The following is a 16,925-nucleotide window of genomic DNA, read 5'->3' as shown; positions in this document are numbered from 1 at the left end:
CCCGGAACGGGCCGCCGAAGCCGCCGGATACATGGGGCTTCCGGCGCTCATACGGCTATGGCTGCCGACGAGCGCAACGCCTTCGAAGTGTACCGCGACCGGGTGGACCGACCGCTCGGGCGGTTGTTCCGCGAGTACGGGGCGTCCGAGGCGCACTGGCTCGTGATCGGGATGGTCGCCAACGTCGTCGCCCGGGTCGCGGGGCTGATCCCGCCGGTGGTGCTGGGCGTCGCCATCGACGCCGTCTTCACCGGCTCCGGCCCCTACACGCTCCCGATCGTTCCCGACGCATGGCTGCCGACCGCGGAGGCCGCCCAGTTCCACCTCTCAGTGATCCTCATCTTCGGGTCGTTCATCGTGACGGGCGTGTTCACGTACGTCTACGGCATCGCGGCGAACAACTTCGCGCACCGCGTGATGCACGCGGTCCGCACCGACTCCTTCGACCAGATGCAGCGGCTCGACATGACCTTCTTCGACGACAAGCAGACCGGCGAGGTCATGTCCGTCCTCAACAATGACGCCTCGAACCTGGAGGTGTTCTTAGACAACGCCCTCCAGAACTCCGCGCGCCTCGGCGTGATGGTGGTCGGGATCGCGACCGTCCTCGTCTACTACAACTACGAGCTGGCCGTGATCACCCTCGCCGCCATCCCGCTGATGTTCCTCTTCACGCTGTGGTTCATGCGCGCCGTCGAACCCCGGTACGTCGCGCAGCGCTCGGTCGTCGGCGACCTCAACACCGCCCTCGAGAACGCGCTCTCGGGCGTCGAGCTGGTGAAGACCTCCAACACGGAGGCCTACGAGAGCGAGCGCGTCGAGGACGCCTCCTTCTCGTACTTCCGGCGCACGATGTCGATCCTCCGGCTCAACTACGTCTACCGCCCCGGGATGGAGCTGCTCGCCGGGCTGGCGTTCGCCGCCACCTTCGCGGTCGGTGGCTTCTGGCTCGCGAACGGCCCGCCGGGCCCCTTCTCGACGAAGCTGACCGTCGGGACGTTCGTCACGTTCGTCCTCCTCACCCAGCAGTTCGTCGCCCCGCTCGCGGAGGTGTCGAACATCATCGACCAGTACGAGAACGCGAAGGCCTCCTGCGAGCGCGTGTTCGGCCTGCGCGACATCCCGGTCCGCATCGAGGACGACGACGACGCGATCGAACTCGGCGGCCAGACCCGGAGCGACGGCGGAAGTAAGCGCGGCCGCGGCGTCGACGGCACGGTCGACGACGCGACGGAGGACGCAGTTGACGACGCGACCGGCGACGCGGCCGACGCCGCGGCCGACCACGGCGGCGTGGCGGGCGCCGTCGAGTACGACGAGGTCTCCTTCGCGTACCCCGGGAACGCCCTCGTCGACCCCGAGGACGCCGACGAGGAGGTTCTCAGCGGCGTCTCCTTCTCGGCCGATCCGGGCGACACCGTCGCGCTGGTCGGACCGACCGGCGCGGGGAAGTCGACGCTGCTCAAGCTCCTCCTCCGGCTGTACGACGTGACCGACGGCGCGATCCGCGTCGACGGTCATGACGTCCGCGACGTGACCGTCGAGAGCCTCCGCTCGTCGGTCGGCTACGTCGCGCAGGACACCACGCTGTTCGACGGCACCATCGCCGAGAACATCCGCTACGGGCGGTTCACGCGGATCGATGAAGCGGACGCCGAGGAGAGCGAGGTGCGCGAGCGGGTCGTCGAGGCCGCGAAGGCCGCGGAGGCCCACGAGTTCATCGCCTCACTCCCGAACGGCTACGAGACGCGGATTGGCGAGCGCGGCGTGAAGCTCTCGGGCGGCCAGCGCCAGCGACTCGCGATCGCCCGAGTCGTGCTTCAGGACCCCGCGATCTTGATTCTCGACGAGGCGACCTCGGCAGTCGACACCGAGACGGAGATGCTGATCCAGCGCTCGCTCGACCGCCTCGCGGCCGACCGCACCACGTTCGTCATCGCGCACCGGCTCTCGACGGTGACCGACGCCGACACCGCCCTGGTGTTGGAGGACGGCGAGGTCGTCGAGCGGGGGAGCCACGACGAACTGCTCGCCGCGGACGGCCTCTACGCGAAGCTCTGGGGCGTTCAGGCCGGCGAGATAGACGAGCTTCCGGAGGAGTTCGTCGAGCGCGCCCGCGAGCGCCACGTCGACCGCGCGGTCGAGCGGGCGACGGAGAGCGAGGTGGACGCGGAGTCGCTCGACGACTGATCGGGAGACCGGTCGGCCTCGGTGGCCGGTGAAATATTCACCGGCGTCCCGTCGAGACGGGCGAGTGGCCTGAACCGGCGCCGTCGATCACTTCGTCTCGTCGCTTCGGATCGGCTCGTGCGTGTCCGGTTCGGATGATCGGATCGTATTAACGGCTATGAGCGCGAGCAGACTCGCCGCAGCGAGGAAGAGAGTAGGTACGGCGGTCTTGACGAGGAGGAGCACGCCGAGGAGTTCACCTGCGAGCGCGATGAGAAGGGCCACCGGTACGAGTCCGGCCGGCCGGTCCCGCGATTTTGAGGTCATACGCTGAACCGGTGGGAGACGGGATCGAGAGACGGTGAGGGCTCGGTGCTGTTGCGACCGTGTTCGTCCACGGACACAGGTCCGACCAGTAACGAAGGCGATAATAATCCTGTGGCGACTGACCTGGGAATCGCTCGGTGCGAGAGACGCGTTCCGTACGCCTCCAAGCTGTCGAAATCCATCGCCGACCCCGGGCTTCGACGATGCCGTGAGAGGCGGTGCGAATCAGTCGTCGCCGGAGATTTGCCCGGCCGCGTCGGCGTCGGCGTCCGGCACCGCGGCGGCGGGCGCGGGCGGCTCCTCGCGCACGTCGGCGCCCTTGCCCTCCGCGATGACCTCGGCGTACGCGTCGGGGAAGACGCGGACGAAGTCGTCGAGCGCGGCCTCCCAGTCGTCGAGCAGTTCGGCCGCGCGCTCGCTGTCGGTGTACTCGCGGTGGTTCTCGACGAGGCGGCGGAGCATCCGCTCGTCGGACCCCTCCAGCGTCTCGGAGACCGACACCATCCCGCGGTTCACCCGGTCGGCGAACCGGTCGTCGGGGTCGTACACGTACGCGATGCCGCCGGACATCCCGGCCGCGAAGTTGCGGCCGGTGTCGCCGAGGACGGCGACGACGCCGCCGGTCATGTACTCGCAGCCGTGGTCGCCGACGCCCTCGACGACGGCTCTGACGCCGGAGTTGCGGACCCCGAACCGCTCGCCGGCGACGCCGTTGACGTACATCTCGCCCGACGTGGCGCCGTACAGACAGACGTTCCCCGCGACGACGTTCTCGGTCGGATCGTACGACGCCTCCGCGGGCGTGTCGATCACGATCCGGCCGCCGGAGAGCCCCTTGCCGACGTAGTCGTTGGCGGCGCCGGACAGCTCCAGCGTGATCCCCGGCGCGAGGAACGCGCCGAAGCTCTGGCCCGCCTCGCCGTCGAAGCGGCACGAGACCGTGTCGTCCGGGAGCCCCTCGCCGCCGTGTTCGGAGACGATGCGGTTCGAGAGCGTCGCGCCGACCGCGCGGTCGACGTTGCGGATGTCGCGGGTAAGCGCGACCGGCGCACCGTCATCGATGGCGGGCGCGGCCTCGTCGATGAGGTCCCAGTCGAGCAGGTCGTCGATGCCGCCGTGCGCCTGCTCTCGGACCTTCGTGCGGGACTCGCCGGCGGGCTCGGCGATGACCGCCGACAGGTCGAGGTGCTTCGCCTTCTCGTGGTCGGTGTCGCGTTGGGCGAGCAGCCCGGGCCGACCGATGAACTCCGCCAGCTCGGTGTACCCCTGCTCGGCCATGATCTCGCGCAGCTCCTGCGCGATGAACGTCATGTAGTTGATGACGTGGTCCGGCTGGCCGGGGAACCGCTGGCGGAGGTCCTCGCGCTGGGTCGCGACGCCGACCGGACAGGTGTTCTCGTGGCACTGCCGGGCCATCACGCAGCCCGACGTGACGAGCGAGGCGGTGCCGAAAATGTACTCCTCCGCGCCGAGGGCGGCCGCGACCGCCACGTCGCGGCCGGTCCGCAGTCCGCCGTCGGCCGAGACGCGAATGCGGTCGCGCAGGCCGGTGGCGCGCAGCATCTGGTTCGCCTCCGCGAGCCCGAGCTCCCACGGGAGCCCGGCGTTCTTGATCGAGGTCTTCGGCGACGCCCCCGTCCCGCCGTCGTGGCCGGAGACGTGGACGACGTCCGCGTTCGCCTTCGCGACGCCGGCCGCGATGGTGCCGATGCCGGCCTCCGAGACCAGCTTGACGTTGACGTCGGCCTCGGGACTGGCGGCCTTCAGGTCGAAGATGAGCTGCTTGAGGTCCTCGATCGAGTAGATGTCGTGTTGGGGCGGCGGCGAGATGAGCCCGACGCCGGGGGTGGAACACCGGACGTGCGCGATCATCTCGTTCACCTTCTCGCCGGGAAGGTGGCCGCCCTCGCCCGGCTTCGACCCCTGCGCCATCTTGATCTGGAGCTCCTCGGCGTTCGCGAGGTACTCCGAGGTGACGCCGAACCGACCGGAGGCGACCTGCTTGACCGTACACTCCTTCTCGGTGTCGAACCGCTCCGGCGGTTCGCCGCCCTCGCCCGTGTTTGACTTCGCGCCCAGGCGGTTCATCGCGATGGCGTTGTTCTCGTGGGCCTCCGGCGAGAGGCTCCCGAGGCTCATCGCGGCCGTCGAGAAGCGCTCGACGATCGACTCGACCGGCTCGACCTGCTCGACCGGCACGGGGTCGCGGTCGGAGTCGAACTCAAGGAGGCCGCGCAGCGACTGGAGCTCCTCAGTCTGGTCGTTCACCAGTTCGGCGAACTCCTGATACTGCTCGTAGTCGCCCCCACGGACCGCCTGCTGGAGCGTGCCGACCGTCTGGGGGTTCCAGCCGTGTTTCACGCCCGAGGAGCGGTGTTCGTACTCGCCGACGGTCTCCAGCTCGGGGTCAGCGCCGAAAGCCATCGCGTGGCGCGTGCGGAGGTCGTCTTCGATCTGCTCGATCCCGATCCCCTCGGTGCGGATCTCGGTCCCCTCGAAGTACTCGGCGACGAAGTCGGAGTCGAGCCCGACCGCCTCGAAGATCTGGGCCCCCTGGTACGACTCCATCGTCGAGATGCCCATCTTCGCCATCGTCTTGAGGAGCCCGTCCTCCAGCGCGTGCCGGTACGCCCCGAGCGCCTCGTCCTCGTCCGCGCCGTCCGGGCCGGCGACCACGTCGGCGATCGAGGCGTACGCGAGATACGGGTCGACCGCGTCGGCGCCGTAGCCGACGAGCGTCGCGAGGTGGTGGACCTCGTGCGGCTCGCCGGACTCGACGACGACGCCCGCGCGGTTGCGAAGCCCCTTGCGCACGAGGTGGTGGTGGACCGCGCCGGTCGCGAGCAGGCTCGGCACCGCGAGCCGGTCCGGCCCGACGGCGCGGTCGGAGAGGACGACCACGTCGGCCCCGTCCTCGATGGCGGCCGCGGCGTCCTCGCGGACGCGGCTCACGGCGTCGACCAGCGAGCCGTCGCGGTCGTAGGTGACGTCGACGGTGACGGAGGCGAACGCGGGGCCGTCGGACGCGCCCTCGTCCCCGGGGGTCCGTTCGCCCGGTCCGGGCAGGTCGCGAAGCGCTCCGGTCTCGGCGTCCGTCAGAACCGGCGTGTCGGCGACGATCTGCTCGGCGTGGGCCGGCGTCTCGGCGAGGAGGTTGCGCTGGTTCCCGATCCGGGTCTCCAGCGAGGTGACGAGTTCCTCGCGGATGTAGTCGATCGGGGGGTTCGACACCTGCGCAAACAGCTGCTTGAAGTAGGTGAACAGGGGGCGGTCGACGTCTGCCAGCACGGACAGCGGCGTGTCGTCGCCCATCGAGCCGACCGGGTCCTTCCCCTCGGTCGCCATCGGTTCGACGAGGTGGTTCAGCGAGTCGGTCGTGTAGCCGAACGCGGCCTGGTGGGCGCGGACGGTCGGCCTCGACTCTTCCCCGTCGCCCTCGGTGGTGGAGTCGGCGTCGATCCCCGCCGCGGCGCCGTCCTCGTCGGTAAGCGCGTCGAGGTCGACCTGCCCGTCCGCGACCCACTCGCCGTACTTCTCGTCGGTGAGCTCTTCGAACACCTCGTCGTCGGGGACGATCCGGCCCGCCTCGGGGTCGGCGACGAAGATCTCACCCGGCCGGAGCCGCCCGCGGCGGCGCACGTCGGCGGGCTCGGTCGGGAGCGCGCCCACCTCGCTGCCGACGACGAGGCGGTCGTCAGTCGTCACCTCGTAGCGGCACGGGCGGAGACCGTTGCGGTCTAGGACGCCGGCGACCTGCTCGCCGTCGAAGCCGATGACGAGAGCCGGCCCGTCCCACGGCTCGACGAGCGACGCGTGGTAGTCGTAGAAGTCGGCGCGGTCGTCGTTCATCAGGTCGTCGTCGCGGAACGCCTCGGGGATCAGCATCCGCAGCGCGTGCGGGAGGTCGCGGTCGGTCTGGAGGAGGAGTTCGAGCGCGTTGTCGACGCTCGCAGTGTCGGACTGGTTCGGGTCGTCGATCACCGGCTTGATCGTGTCTAGCTCGGCCCCGAACGCCGGGTGGTCGAGGTCGGTCTCGCGGGCCCGCATCCAGTTGACGTTCCCGCGGATCGTGTTGAACTCGCCGTTGTGGACGATGTTGCGGTACGGGTGCGCGAGGTGCCACGCGCCCAGCGTGTTCGTCGAGAACCGCGCGTGGACTAAGGCGACGTGGCTCGCGAACCGCTCGTCGGTCAGGTCCGGATAGTAGTCGGCGAGCTGCGACCCCTTCAACAGCCCCTTGTAGACGACGCGTTGCCGGTCGAGCGAGCAGACGTAGAAGCGGCCGGCGCCGTCGACCTCGGACACCGCGTTCTCGATCTCGCGCCGGGCGGCGTACAGCGCGCGGTCGAAGCCGAGCAGGTCGGGATCGGCGTCGTCGGCCCGGTCCTCCTCGCTGGTGAACCGCTGGGCGAGCCCCGCGCCCTCGACGGGGGCGACGAACACCTGCGACACCTCGGGCTCCGAGTCGAGGGCCGTCGCGCCGAGGTCGGAGTTGTCAGTCGGAACCGACCGCCACGCGAGCACCTCCAGCCCGTAGACGGCGCACACCTCGGCGATGACGTCGTGGATCTCCGCCTGAACGCTCGGCTCCGGGGGCATGAACACGGAGCCGACCGCGTACTCTTCGGGGAGGTCCGCCTCGACGACGTCGCGGAATAACGCGTCCGGCCGTGCGACCATGATCCCCGCGCCGTCGCCGGTGTTTTCCTCGGCACCCGTCGTCCCGCGGTGTTCGAGGTTTTCGAGCAGAGAGACCGCGTCCGTGACGGTCTCGTGCGTGGGCGCGCCGTCAAGGTCAACGACGCCGCCGATCCCGCAGTTCGACCGGTCGTCCGTCGGATCCGCGAGTCCCCCCTCCTGACCCGAGGGCTCCGAGTCGCGTACGCCCCGGGTGGTACTACGTGACTTGGTCATACGTCTCGCTTCGAATGAACAGGTAAAGGCATGACCCTGATAGGGGTAGGATCCATCGTACACACATTAGGGAATATAAGGTAATTATTCATCACGGGTGGTGAACAATTAACACGGACCAGAATCGATCAAGTATCTCGGTTACTAGTCCCCGGAATAATATTATATCTATTTATATGATACGTGCGACTTCGCTAGGGCAGTAGAAGTGCCAGATCGTCCAGTCGGCAGCTACTCTTCGAGGGGAACGAACGAGCCGTTGATGTCCCACTCGTGGATACAGTAGACGTTTCCGGGCTCCGCCGCGATCCGCCACCCGTCGGCCTCGTCGTCCCACCGCTCTTCGCGCCCGCACAGTTCGCAGGTGCGCTCCTCCGGCGGTGTGATGGTCACGCTCATGCGCGAGAGGACGGCACCGCCGAGCAAAAGCATATCGACGATGGGTGGCGGCCGAGGACCAGCGGTGAACCGCGCGAGTGAAGAGGCCACTCCGAGGTGGCGACCGCCCCGTCGCAGTTCACGAGTTGCGGCCGCGGCGCCGAGCGAGCAGCGACGCGCCCGCGATCGCCGCGGCCGACGCGACGGCACCGAACCCGGGGAGGTCGTACGCGGTCGAGCGTATCGGCGCGTCGTCGTATCCGAGGTCGCTCGGGGCGACCGCGTCGGAAGATGAACCGCTCGCCTCGGACGACGTCGACGACTCGGCCGAATCGGTCGACTGCGCGTCCACGCGCTCGTCGGCGCGGTTCGCGGTCGACTGCTCACCGCCCGAGGGGTCCGCAGGGCCGGGTCCGTCACCACCGGTGAGGCCGCCGGTACCGAAGGCCTCGGACGGCCCCGCAGACGACGGGATATCGGTGCGACCCGGAGCGACCGAGATCCCTACGTCGGGGAGACGCGTCGAGCGATTCGCGTCCACGCCGGTCGACCCTCCCGTGGGGTCCGAACGGTTGCTGGCAGCGGCGTCGGCGGAGTCTGGTGGAGTAGTAGTGTCCGACGGAACGGCGGGATCAGCACCACTTCCGGCGTTAGCGGGGGCACTACCCGGACCGTCGCTCCCGTCCGACTCCCTACCTGTCGAACCACCCCCGGCGACCGGCCCGCCACCGGGGGCCGCCAACCCGCCGCCGCTGGCCGGGCCGCCGCCAGACGCGCTAGTGCCCGCCGTCGCCCCAGACGGGTTCGCCGCCGTCGGGCCGCCCGGCGCGCTCACGGCCGTCGATCCGTTGCCGCCGAACGCTCGGTCCGTCTCGACAGTTGCGTTGGCACTACGCGATTGATCTGTTCCGGCGGTCTCGTTGTCGCTGAGCGATTGGTTCGTTCCGACCGTTACGTTACCACTGGGCGATCGGTTCGTTCCGGCCGTCTCGTTGCCACTAATCGATTGATTTGTTCCGGCCGTCTCGTTGCCACTGAGCGATCGGTTTGTTCCAGCCGTTTCGTTGCCACTAATCGATTGGTTTGTTCCGGCTATTTCGTTGCCACTAATCGATTGGTTCGTTCCAGCCGTTTCGTTACCACTGAGCGATCGGTTCGTTCCAGCCGTTTCGTTACCACTAATCGATTGATTCGTTCCGGCCGTCTCGTTGCTACTGAGCGATTGATTCGTTCCGGCCGTTCCCTCGGGCGTCGCGTTCTCCGCGAGGGAGTCGGCCGGATCGAGAGCACCGTAGGTCAGGTTGGTCGTCACGCGGTGACGGTCGTTCGCCGCGGTCTCGCGCAACCGATCGTCGTCGACTCGGAACGTGCCCTCGAACGTCTCGCCCGGATCGGGCGGTGTCTCGGTGCCGAACGCGTGCTCTCCGTCGGCGACGAGGAACAGGCCGTCTCGGTCGAGGTGGACCGCGGATTCGTTCGGCATCCGGCCCACTGCCTCGCCCTCGGTCGAACCGTTCGCGTCGTCCGCGTCTGCCGGTGCCACTCCGAACGACAGGCCGTCGAGACGAGCGAGGTCGCCGCCACGTTCCAGCGACGCGTTCGCGGCCGCAGGAAGGCCGGTGAGTCCGGACGCGTTCACCCCGTACACGACCGTGTCGTTCGCGGTCGCAGTCGCGGCGGGTGCGAGCGTTCCGTCGGCGATCGCCTCGCGTATCTCGGTCGCGTTCGCGAAGTCGCCCGCCGAGGCCGCCCGCGTCGTGTACGCGGTCAGGTTGCCAGTCGAGCGGGGTCCGACCGTGACCGTGGCGGCATCTGTGGCGGTCTCGGTGCCGTGTTCCGACCGCAGCGTGAGATTATACGTTCCGGGCGAGAGCGGGTCAGTATGGCCCGTGACCGACTCGATGTCAACTCCGGACCCCGTCGTGACGAACGCTGAAGAGTTCGGCGACGCATACGTGTTGACCGATACGGGAGTGGGTCCCGTATCAGTAGTTGTCATTTCGAGTGCTGTTGTACTGTTACCTGTCGTATTGGCAAGAACAAGTTCCAAATCTGGGACACTATGAGACAAAGAAGTCTTGATAGAGTCCGCATAAGCAACTCGGCTGGGGGAATCATTCAAACTGATGTCTTTTTTCTCTCGCCCAATGATGTCAAATTTTCTTGTGTTTCCAGTATTCGTGTGAATATAATATGTACCTGAAGATAGCAGTGAAGTGTTATACTGAATGTAGGATGAATTATTCACCCGCGTGCCTACTGAAACGACACGAGTTGTGTTGTCCTTACTAATTTTGTGTAATTCGACACTTTTTGGGTCTGAAGGACTTCTATAACAAATGGGTTGGCCAGAATATACTGGTTTATTTAGCGACTCGTTACGTTTAATGTGGATACCTTCTGAGCAGGAGACGTTTGTACTAACAGTGGTTATTGAAATAACACCGCCATCTGCAACACCGTCGGAAACAAACTGCTCATTAAGATCAGAGTTACGAAGCAGCTCGGAATCCCTCGGAGAAATCCAGTCACCACCGCTATAGTCACGTGCTAGTTGAATAGCAACAGCATAACGATTACTGCGGAAAATACCACGCTTGTAAGTTGTAGTGTTGAAATAGAGAGATACATTGTCATTCCATCCTGTCAGGACTTTCGAATTAGCTATTATATTATCTTTTAGAATATATCCAGTTGAATTGACTGGATGAAGTGATACAAAGAATGGGGTCTTTTCATCAATTGTATCAGAAACTCTGGCGAAAGAAACTACAATTTTATTTCTCTGTGGACTGCTATATGATCGATTATGGAAATATACATCTGCGGTAACAATGCGCCCACTATCAGTGGACAATGCCGAAGAGGTCATATTGGGGGGTAATTGTTCTAACGCTCTTCGGAAGCAGATTGTTGGTCAGGTAGAGCTGTCGCTGTGAAAGCGTAGCGGGCAAGGGTGACGCGAACGCGTCACCCGAACGCAATGTTCCCATTTGAATTGCTGAGCTCAGAGGCGAGCGCCGCGAACCTGCTGGAGCAGGTTCGCTGGCGCGAGGGCCTCTGTTGCCCGCGCTGCCGGTCTGAATCGGTGATCAAACACGGCAGCTATCGAGAGTACCAACGGTATCTCTGTAAGGATTGCGACCGCACGTTCAACGACAAGACCGGCACGATCTTCGCGCACGCGAAGATCGGCCTCGACAAGCTGCTGTTCGCGTTCTACTCGTTCCTCCGGTTCAACACGAGTATCCGCCAGCTAGACGCTGAAATTGACGTTTCGTATCGCTCGCTCCGCCGGCGCGTCGAGCAGTTCGCCAGAACGCTCGACGCGCCAGACATCTCTCTGGTTGGCCCGGTTGAGATCGACGAGTTCTACGTCTCTGCCGGGAAGAAAGGCCGCGAGCGCGACCGAAAGTCGCGCTCGCGTGCCCTCTCGAAACGCGGACGAGGAACGTATGAAGCGGACAAACCCCCGGTGTTCACGCTCGTTGATCGCGGCACCGGTCAGCGGTACGTCGTCCCGGCGAAATCCGCCGACGAAGCGACGGTGCGACTCCTTCTCGACAACCACAAGAAGGAGTCGCTAACCGTCTATACGGACGGATTTTGGGCCTACGATCCGCTTGAGAATGACGAGAACTTCCACCGAGAAGCAGTTATTCACGGTGACGGCGAGTACGTTGATGGAGACGCGCACGTGAACACGTGCGAGAGCCACGCGTCGCTGGCGCGACGGTGGCTCTCGCCGCATCGAGGCGTCTCAAAGGACAAACTGACAGCGTATCTCAGGCCGCTCCAACTTCGGCGACGAATCCTTCGCAAACCGGGACGAGAAGCACTGAAACAGATTATTCGAGAAGTTCTCTGACTCACCAACAATGTACTTCACAAGAGCGTAATATAATGCTTATATTACTAATGTTTTGACTGGATTTGCCTACCCGAAGACTATCTGGACTGCCAGATTTATTTAAATAGACGCCCTGATCAGAATTTTGGGCTGTAACGGTATTTGCGCCGAGCAGTAGCGCAACAGTAACAATTACCAGACAGGCAACAATTCCGACCGACACCCATCGAAGCGATCGCGTTCGGATCATGGCGAACGGGCCGCGGATGCCAAGCGATAGCTCTCGGAACGGCCGAGGTCGACAGTCGACCCGGCGACCGCGAGGCGCGTCTTGTACCCGCGGGATCTCTCACTCCGGCCGATCGTTTATAAATGACTTACGGAGGTGAAAGCTTCCGCTCGAGAAAATAATCGCATGACTGCGGCGCCACGAGTGCGGAGATGAGTTTCGAAAACGGGTGGAACGTGGGTGGGAAGGCGAAGCGGTCGTTAGAAGCGGTCAGTGCTCGACCGCTTCCATCATCGAGAGGAGTTGGTCAGACTGGTCGATCTCGACGGGATGGACGCCCACCAGCGCGATCACGTCGTCGTCGTGCTGGACGGTGCCGATGTAGACGAGGACGGGAATGTCTTCGACAGAGCCGCTCTGACCGCCGTCGCCACTGACCTCCGCGCTGACGGTGGTTTCGAGGATCGAGACGGAGGTTTCCTCGTCGAGGATCGTCCGAGTCTCCTCACCGCGCTTCTCGATGTCGTCGGCTTGGATGTCGGTGCCGTTGCCGCCGATCCCTTGCTGGTCGACCTGACTGAGGAGCCGCCGGATGAGCTCCGCGTCGTCGGCCCGGACGAGCGGATTGACCGACTGCCCGCCGATCGAAGCATTGGGGGTACTCGCCACGAACAGCGCTGATCCCACCGTCTGGTTGGTGTAGCGGGCGATCCACGTCGTCGCGGACACGTCCGCGTTCACGCCCGCGGCGTTGAACTCCTGATCGATGGTGAACGACTCCGGATCCTCACCGGAGAACCCCTCGGCGTACGCGCTCTCCGGGATGCGCGCCGGTTCGGCGTCGAACTCGTAGCTCCCGTCCTCGCCGGCGCACCCGGCGATTGCGACCGAAGTCGACGCTGCGAGCGCCGCGAGCAGCCCACGTCGTTTCATGCGTTCGGGTAGGTCTACGCAGTTCTTTAAGCCTATCGGCGCGGGTATCGGTCGCGAGAACCCCGCAGCCGAAGGCACAAAGTTCACGTCGGGCCGCGCGCGACGTGAGGCAAATGGAACGCCGAGGACAAACCGGGCTGGTGGAAGCGCTCTTCTTGGACGTGGTCCGCCTCCACGAGACGTGGATGGAAGTCGTCTTCCCGCGACAGCTCGACCCGAGCGCGGTCCTGGGGAAGTGGAAGCCCGAGACGGCCGTGCAGTCGGTCGGCTACTACCTCTGGGCCGTGCTAGGTGCGCCGCTCGTCGCGGTCGCGTACCCACTGCTGCTCGTCGGGTTCGCCACGCGCTACTACGCGGCGAAGCTCGACTCGGCGGTCACCCGGATCGGCGTCGCCGGCGCGGTCGTCGTCGCCGCCGTCGTCTGGGGGACGCTCACGGTTATCACGCACCTTCAATTACCCTTTGACGCCGTGATCGCGGTCGGCGCCGCCAGCGCGGTCGCCGTCGTCTCGGCCGCCTTCGCCGCCGGCTTCTCGAAGCTCGGCGGGCGGTTCGTCAGCGTGTTGCTCGCGTACCCGTTCGCGATGACGGCGCTGTTCTTACCGCCGGTCGTCGCGGCGCTCGTCACGCCGACGTTAGAGGAGCTGATCCTCCCGCCGAGCTACGAGCTCGCGCGGTGGATCCTCGACACGTTCCTCTCGGTGGGCGGGATCAACGAGACGCTCCGCGGCGCGTTCGACTTGGAGACCTTCGGCGAGCAGTGGGGGCTACCGGGACTGGGATACGTCCTGATGTGGATCGGCATCTCAGTTCCGCTCGGGTGGTTCCTCGGACTGCTCGTCGCGCTGGCGAACCTGATCCGACCGGCCGAAGACGCCTGACTGGAGTCTCGGACGGGCGGTCGAGGTGGGAGCCCCGTTTCTACGGCCGTGCGGCTTCCTCACTCGTCGAAATCGTACGTCTCGCTGGCCGTTTCGAACGCCGACGCCGAGCGCTCTCGTTCTCGCCGCCGCTCGCGTTCGGCGATCGCTTCTGGATCCGGGCTCGCGTCGTCGTCGATGCGGGCGATCGACTCGTGGACTTTGGCGTGACACCAGCGGCACAGCCCGACCGTGATCTCGTGGGAGTCGTCGCCGCCGTACGAGAGGTGGTGTTCCTCGACGAGCGGGCGGGAGTCGTCGTGAGCCAGGCGCACGTTTTCGAGCCCGCACCGGACACACGTCTTCGCGTCGGTCGTCGACCGATAGTGGGGGCACGCGCGCCACTCGCCGTCGGCACCGACGTGGCAGTCGTAGCTGTCGGCGCGTCGGGCGGCCGCGAACTCGGGATCGTCGCCCGCCCGGGTCAGCGCGAAGCGGCACCGGCCGTCGTCGGTGAGGTGGTCGCAGACGCCGGCGACCGCGTAGGGGTCGTCGACGCCGACGGGCGTCCCGTCGGGGGTGCGTTCCATACCCGTCGGTGGGGGTGGAGTCACTTCAATTCGGTCGGCCACGGCGTGCGGCCGTCGCGGAAGGCGTCGGGCCCGTTCAGACGAGACTGCGGAAGGCGTCGGGGCCGTTCAGACGAGGCTGGCACCGTCGAAGTCCGTGCGGCCGTAGTCGATGTCGAGCAGTCGGAGGAGGGTGGGGGCGACGTCGAGGAGGTCAGCGTCGTCGACCGTCGCGTCAGGGTGGTCGACGAACAGCGCGGCGTCGTCGAAGGCGTGCATTCCCGTCCGCGGTCCGTCGGGGTCGAAGACGCCGTCGTGGGGACGGAACCCGGACTTGAGGTCGAACCCGTCGTTCGGGAGGACGACGAGGTCGGGAGCGATGGCGGCGTGGTCGCCGCGGAACACCGTCTCGCGGTCGACGACGCGGTCTGCGACGGGATTCCCGTCGGGGCCGGTCCACGACTCCAGCGCCTCGCGTAGCTCCGCGCGCGTCGCCTCGTACTCGCCTTCGGGGACGACGCCGTTCGGCTCGCGGCCCTCCACGTTGAGGTAGAAGCGGCCGGGGACGAGCGAGTACGCGCGGGCGTCGTCGTCGACGTCGGCCAGCGAGTCGGGGTCGTCGTCCGCGTAGGAGATCCACCCCTCGCGTTCGAGCCACTCGTTACAGTACACGTCGTACCGCAGGCGCCTGAACCCGTGCGTCGAGCCGACAACGAGCGTGACGTCGCTGGGGAGCGCCTCGCGGATCGAGCCGACGTGTTCGTCCATGGCGGCGTGGAACGAGAGCAGGTCCTCGCGGTACTGGCCGCCGTCCTCGTAGTCGCCCCACAGGAAGTGGTTGACCCGGTCGGGGGCGGTGAAGACGCCGACGAAGAGGTCCCAGTCGTCGCGCTCGACGTACCGCTCGAAGGCCTCGGCGCGGGCGTCGAGTGTCTCGCGGGCGTGGTCCAGGAACGCGGTCTTGTCCGCCTTGTGTCCGAGTTTCGCGTTGACGGACAGGCGGTAGTCGCTGTCGGCAAGGTACTCGCGGAACTCGTCGGGATGCGCGGCCGCGTCGAGGTCGGGGGAGAGGTAGCCTGAGACCATCCGCTGGACGGTCCGCTGCGGCGGGAACGTGACGGGGACGTTCATCACGGTCGCGTCGAGTCCCGCGTCGGTCGCGCGGTCCCAGACCCGGGGGCGCTGCACGTCGCGTCCCATCGGCACGTACGTGTCGTAGGAGCCGACTTCTCGGTCCTGAAAGCCGTACACGCCGGTCTCGCCGGGGTTCGTCCCCGTCGTGAGGCTCGGCCAGCAGGCGCTCGACTCCGCCGGGACGATGCTGTCGATCTGTCCCCCCTCACCGTCGTCCGCGATCGCCGACAGCGTCGGGAACGTCTCCGGGTTGTCGGCGACGAGCCGGTACGAGAGGCCGTCGATCCCGATGAACGCCACGCGCGGCGTGTCGCTCCCTCGCAGCCGGTCGAAGAGGCCCATACACACTCATCTGCGGTCGAGGGCAAAAGGATTGACATCGGACGCTCCGGGGAGTGCGGTCCGACGGGCCTCGGAGTCGAAGCGCTTGTTGGGTCGAGTTCGTCATGTCGGTAACGACCGGGCGTCCGCGACGGCCCCGGACCCGCGACGACCCTGGACCCGCGACGACCGCGCACTGGCGTCGCCGCTCCGCTCGGGAAGGACCCCGTCCGCCTCGGAGCGCCTCGGGAGGCTTTTTGTTCGCGACCTCGGAGGGGTTCGACATGGAGACCCGACGCGCGCTGCTCGTCGACGCGTTCGCCGCGGAGCCGCTGGCCGGGAACGCCGCCGGCGTCGTCCCCGACGCAGAGGGGCTGAGCGACGAACAGCTGGCCGCCGTCGCCGCCGAGCTCGGCGCCTCGGAGACGGCCTTCCTGACCGGGGCCGACGGCGCGGCCGACGACCGGCTCCGGTACTTCTCGCCGACCACGGAGGTCGACCTCTGCGGGCACGCCACGATCGCGATCTACGGCGCCCTGTTCGCCGAGGGAGCGATCGACGGCGGCGAGCGCACGCTCCGCACGAACGTCGGCGACCTCAGCGTCGCGGTCGACGACGACGGCACCGTGTGGATGCGACAGCAGGCGCCGAGCGTCGAGGTCGTCGACGTCGATCTCGACCGGGTCGCGGCCGCGCTCGGCGTCGACCCCGCCGCGCTCCGCGACGTCGGCGCGGACCTCCCCGCCGCGGTCGCGTCCACGGGCCTCCCGTTCCTTGTCGTCCCAGTGAACTTCTTGGAGCGGCTCGGCGAGGCCGACCCGGACGACGCGGCCGTCGAGCGCCTCTCCGAGGAGTTCGACGTCGCCGGCGTGTACGCGTTTTCCTTCGACGCGCTCGACGCCGACTCGACGGCCCACGGTCGGGCGTTCGTGCCCTCACTGGGGATCTCCGAAGACCCGGTCACGGGCACCGCGAGCGGAGCGGTCGGCGGATACCTCCGTCACGTCGACGCCTTCGACGGGGACGAGCCGGACGAGCTCCGCTTCGAGCAGGGCCACTTCCTCGACCGACCGGGCCGCGTGCGCGTGCGAGTAGAGGCGGACGGCGTCCGCGTCGGCGGCCGGGCGACGGTCGCGCTCGACGGTGAGATCCGGATCCCCGGCGGCGAGGACGACGAGATCATCGAGGCGTGATCCCGTCGCGGAGACCGAACGTTTAGCATCGCTCGCGACGTACCGAAA

Annotated in this window: 11 protein-coding genes; 4 read left to right on the top strand and 7 right to left on the bottom strand. The window is 66.5% G+C overall.

What is annotated here, in order from left to right:
• Positions 1-57: 57 nt before the first annotated feature.
• The gene (locus EO776_RS04995) at positions 58-2,190 is read left to right on the top strand and encodes an ABC transporter ATP-binding protein (protein ID WP_094520400.1); all 2,133 of its coding nucleotides are present in this window, start codon (positions 58-60) and stop codon (positions 2,188-2,190) included.
• Positions 2,191-2,277: 87 nt separating this feature from the next.
• Here the strand turns inward: EO776_RS04995 and EO776_RS18895 are convergent, their stop codons facing one another.
• The 4 genes from EO776_RS18895 to EO776_RS18885 form a co-directional block, all read right to left on the bottom strand.
• Positions 2,278-2,454 carry a hypothetical protein gene (locus tag EO776_RS18895; RefSeq protein WP_158093618.1) on the bottom strand — a complete coding sequence of 59 codons (177 nt, stop codon included), beginning with the start codon at positions 2,452-2,454 and terminating at the stop codon, positions 2,278-2,280.
• 267 nt (positions 2,455-2,721) lie between these two features.
• Positions 2,722-7,410, bottom strand: coding sequence for a glutamate synthase large subunit (gene gltB / locus EO776_RS04990; RefSeq protein WP_094520399.1), 4,689 nt, complete (start codon positions 7,408-7,410; stop codon positions 2,722-2,724).
• Between the two features lie 231 nt (positions 7,411-7,641).
• Positions 7,642-7,809: an HEWD family protein gene (locus EO776_RS18890; RefSeq protein ID WP_167373064.1), complete on the bottom strand. Its 168-nt coding sequence runs from the start codon at positions 7,807-7,809 to the stop codon at positions 7,642-7,644.
• Positions 7,810-7,927: 118 nt separating this feature from the next.
• Positions 7,928-9,787: a hypothetical protein gene (locus tag EO776_RS18885; RefSeq protein WP_186279053.1), complete on the bottom strand. Its 1,860-nt coding sequence runs from the start codon at positions 9,785-9,787 to the stop codon at positions 7,928-7,930.
• Positions 9,788-10,771: 984 nt separating this feature from the next.
• Between EO776_RS18885 and EO776_RS04980 the strand changes: the two genes are divergently transcribed.
• Complete coding sequence (locus EO776_RS04980; protein WP_099288989.1) at positions 10,772-11,656, top strand: IS1595 family transposase; 885 nt, start codon at positions 10,772-10,774, stop codon at positions 11,654-11,656.
• Between the two features lie 481 nt (positions 11,657-12,137).
• On the opposite strand, the gene EO776_RS04975 is transcribed toward EO776_RS04980, so the two are convergent.
• Positions 12,138-12,800 carry a DUF6517 family protein gene (locus EO776_RS04975; protein WP_049931114.1) on the bottom strand — a complete coding sequence of 221 codons (663 nt, stop codon included), beginning with the start codon at positions 12,798-12,800 and terminating at the stop codon, positions 12,138-12,140.
• A 140-nt stretch (positions 12,801-12,940) separates the two neighbouring features.
• Here EO776_RS04975 and EO776_RS04970 point away from each other — a divergent pair, with 140 nt between their 5' ends.
• Positions 12,941-13,681, top strand: coding sequence for a hypothetical protein (locus EO776_RS04970; protein ID WP_049931344.1), 741 nt, complete (start codon positions 12,941-12,943; stop codon positions 13,679-13,681).
• 59 nt (positions 13,682-13,740) lie between these two features.
• On the opposite strand, the gene EO776_RS04965 is transcribed toward EO776_RS04970, so the two are convergent.
• Complete coding sequence (locus tag EO776_RS04965; RefSeq protein ID WP_094495085.1) at positions 13,741-14,250, bottom strand: DUF7097 family protein; 510 nt, start codon at positions 14,248-14,250, stop codon at positions 13,741-13,743.
• A 108-nt stretch (positions 14,251-14,358) separates the two neighbouring features.
• Entirely contained in the window at positions 14,359-15,705 is a 1,347-nt protein-coding gene (locus EO776_RS04960; protein ID WP_086216102.1) for an alkaline phosphatase family protein, read from the bottom strand.
• A 263-nt stretch (positions 15,706-15,968) separates the two neighbouring features.
• Between EO776_RS04960 and EO776_RS04955 the strand changes: the two genes are divergently transcribed.
• On the top strand, positions 15,969-16,877 hold the full coding sequence (locus EO776_RS04955; protein ID WP_086220495.1) for a PhzF family phenazine biosynthesis protein: 909 nt from the start codon (positions 15,969-15,971) through the stop codon (positions 16,875-16,877).
• Positions 16,878-16,925: the final 48 nt, after the last annotated feature.

Origin of the sequence: Halorubrum ezzemoulense (genome assembly GCF_004126515.1) — an archaeon.
Lineage (GTDB): Archaea > Halobacteriota > Halobacteria > Halobacteriales > Haloferacaceae > Halorubrum > Halorubrum ezzemoulense.
Note: the sequence above shows the minus strand (reverse complement) of the source record. Positions and strands in the feature narration are given on the sequence as shown.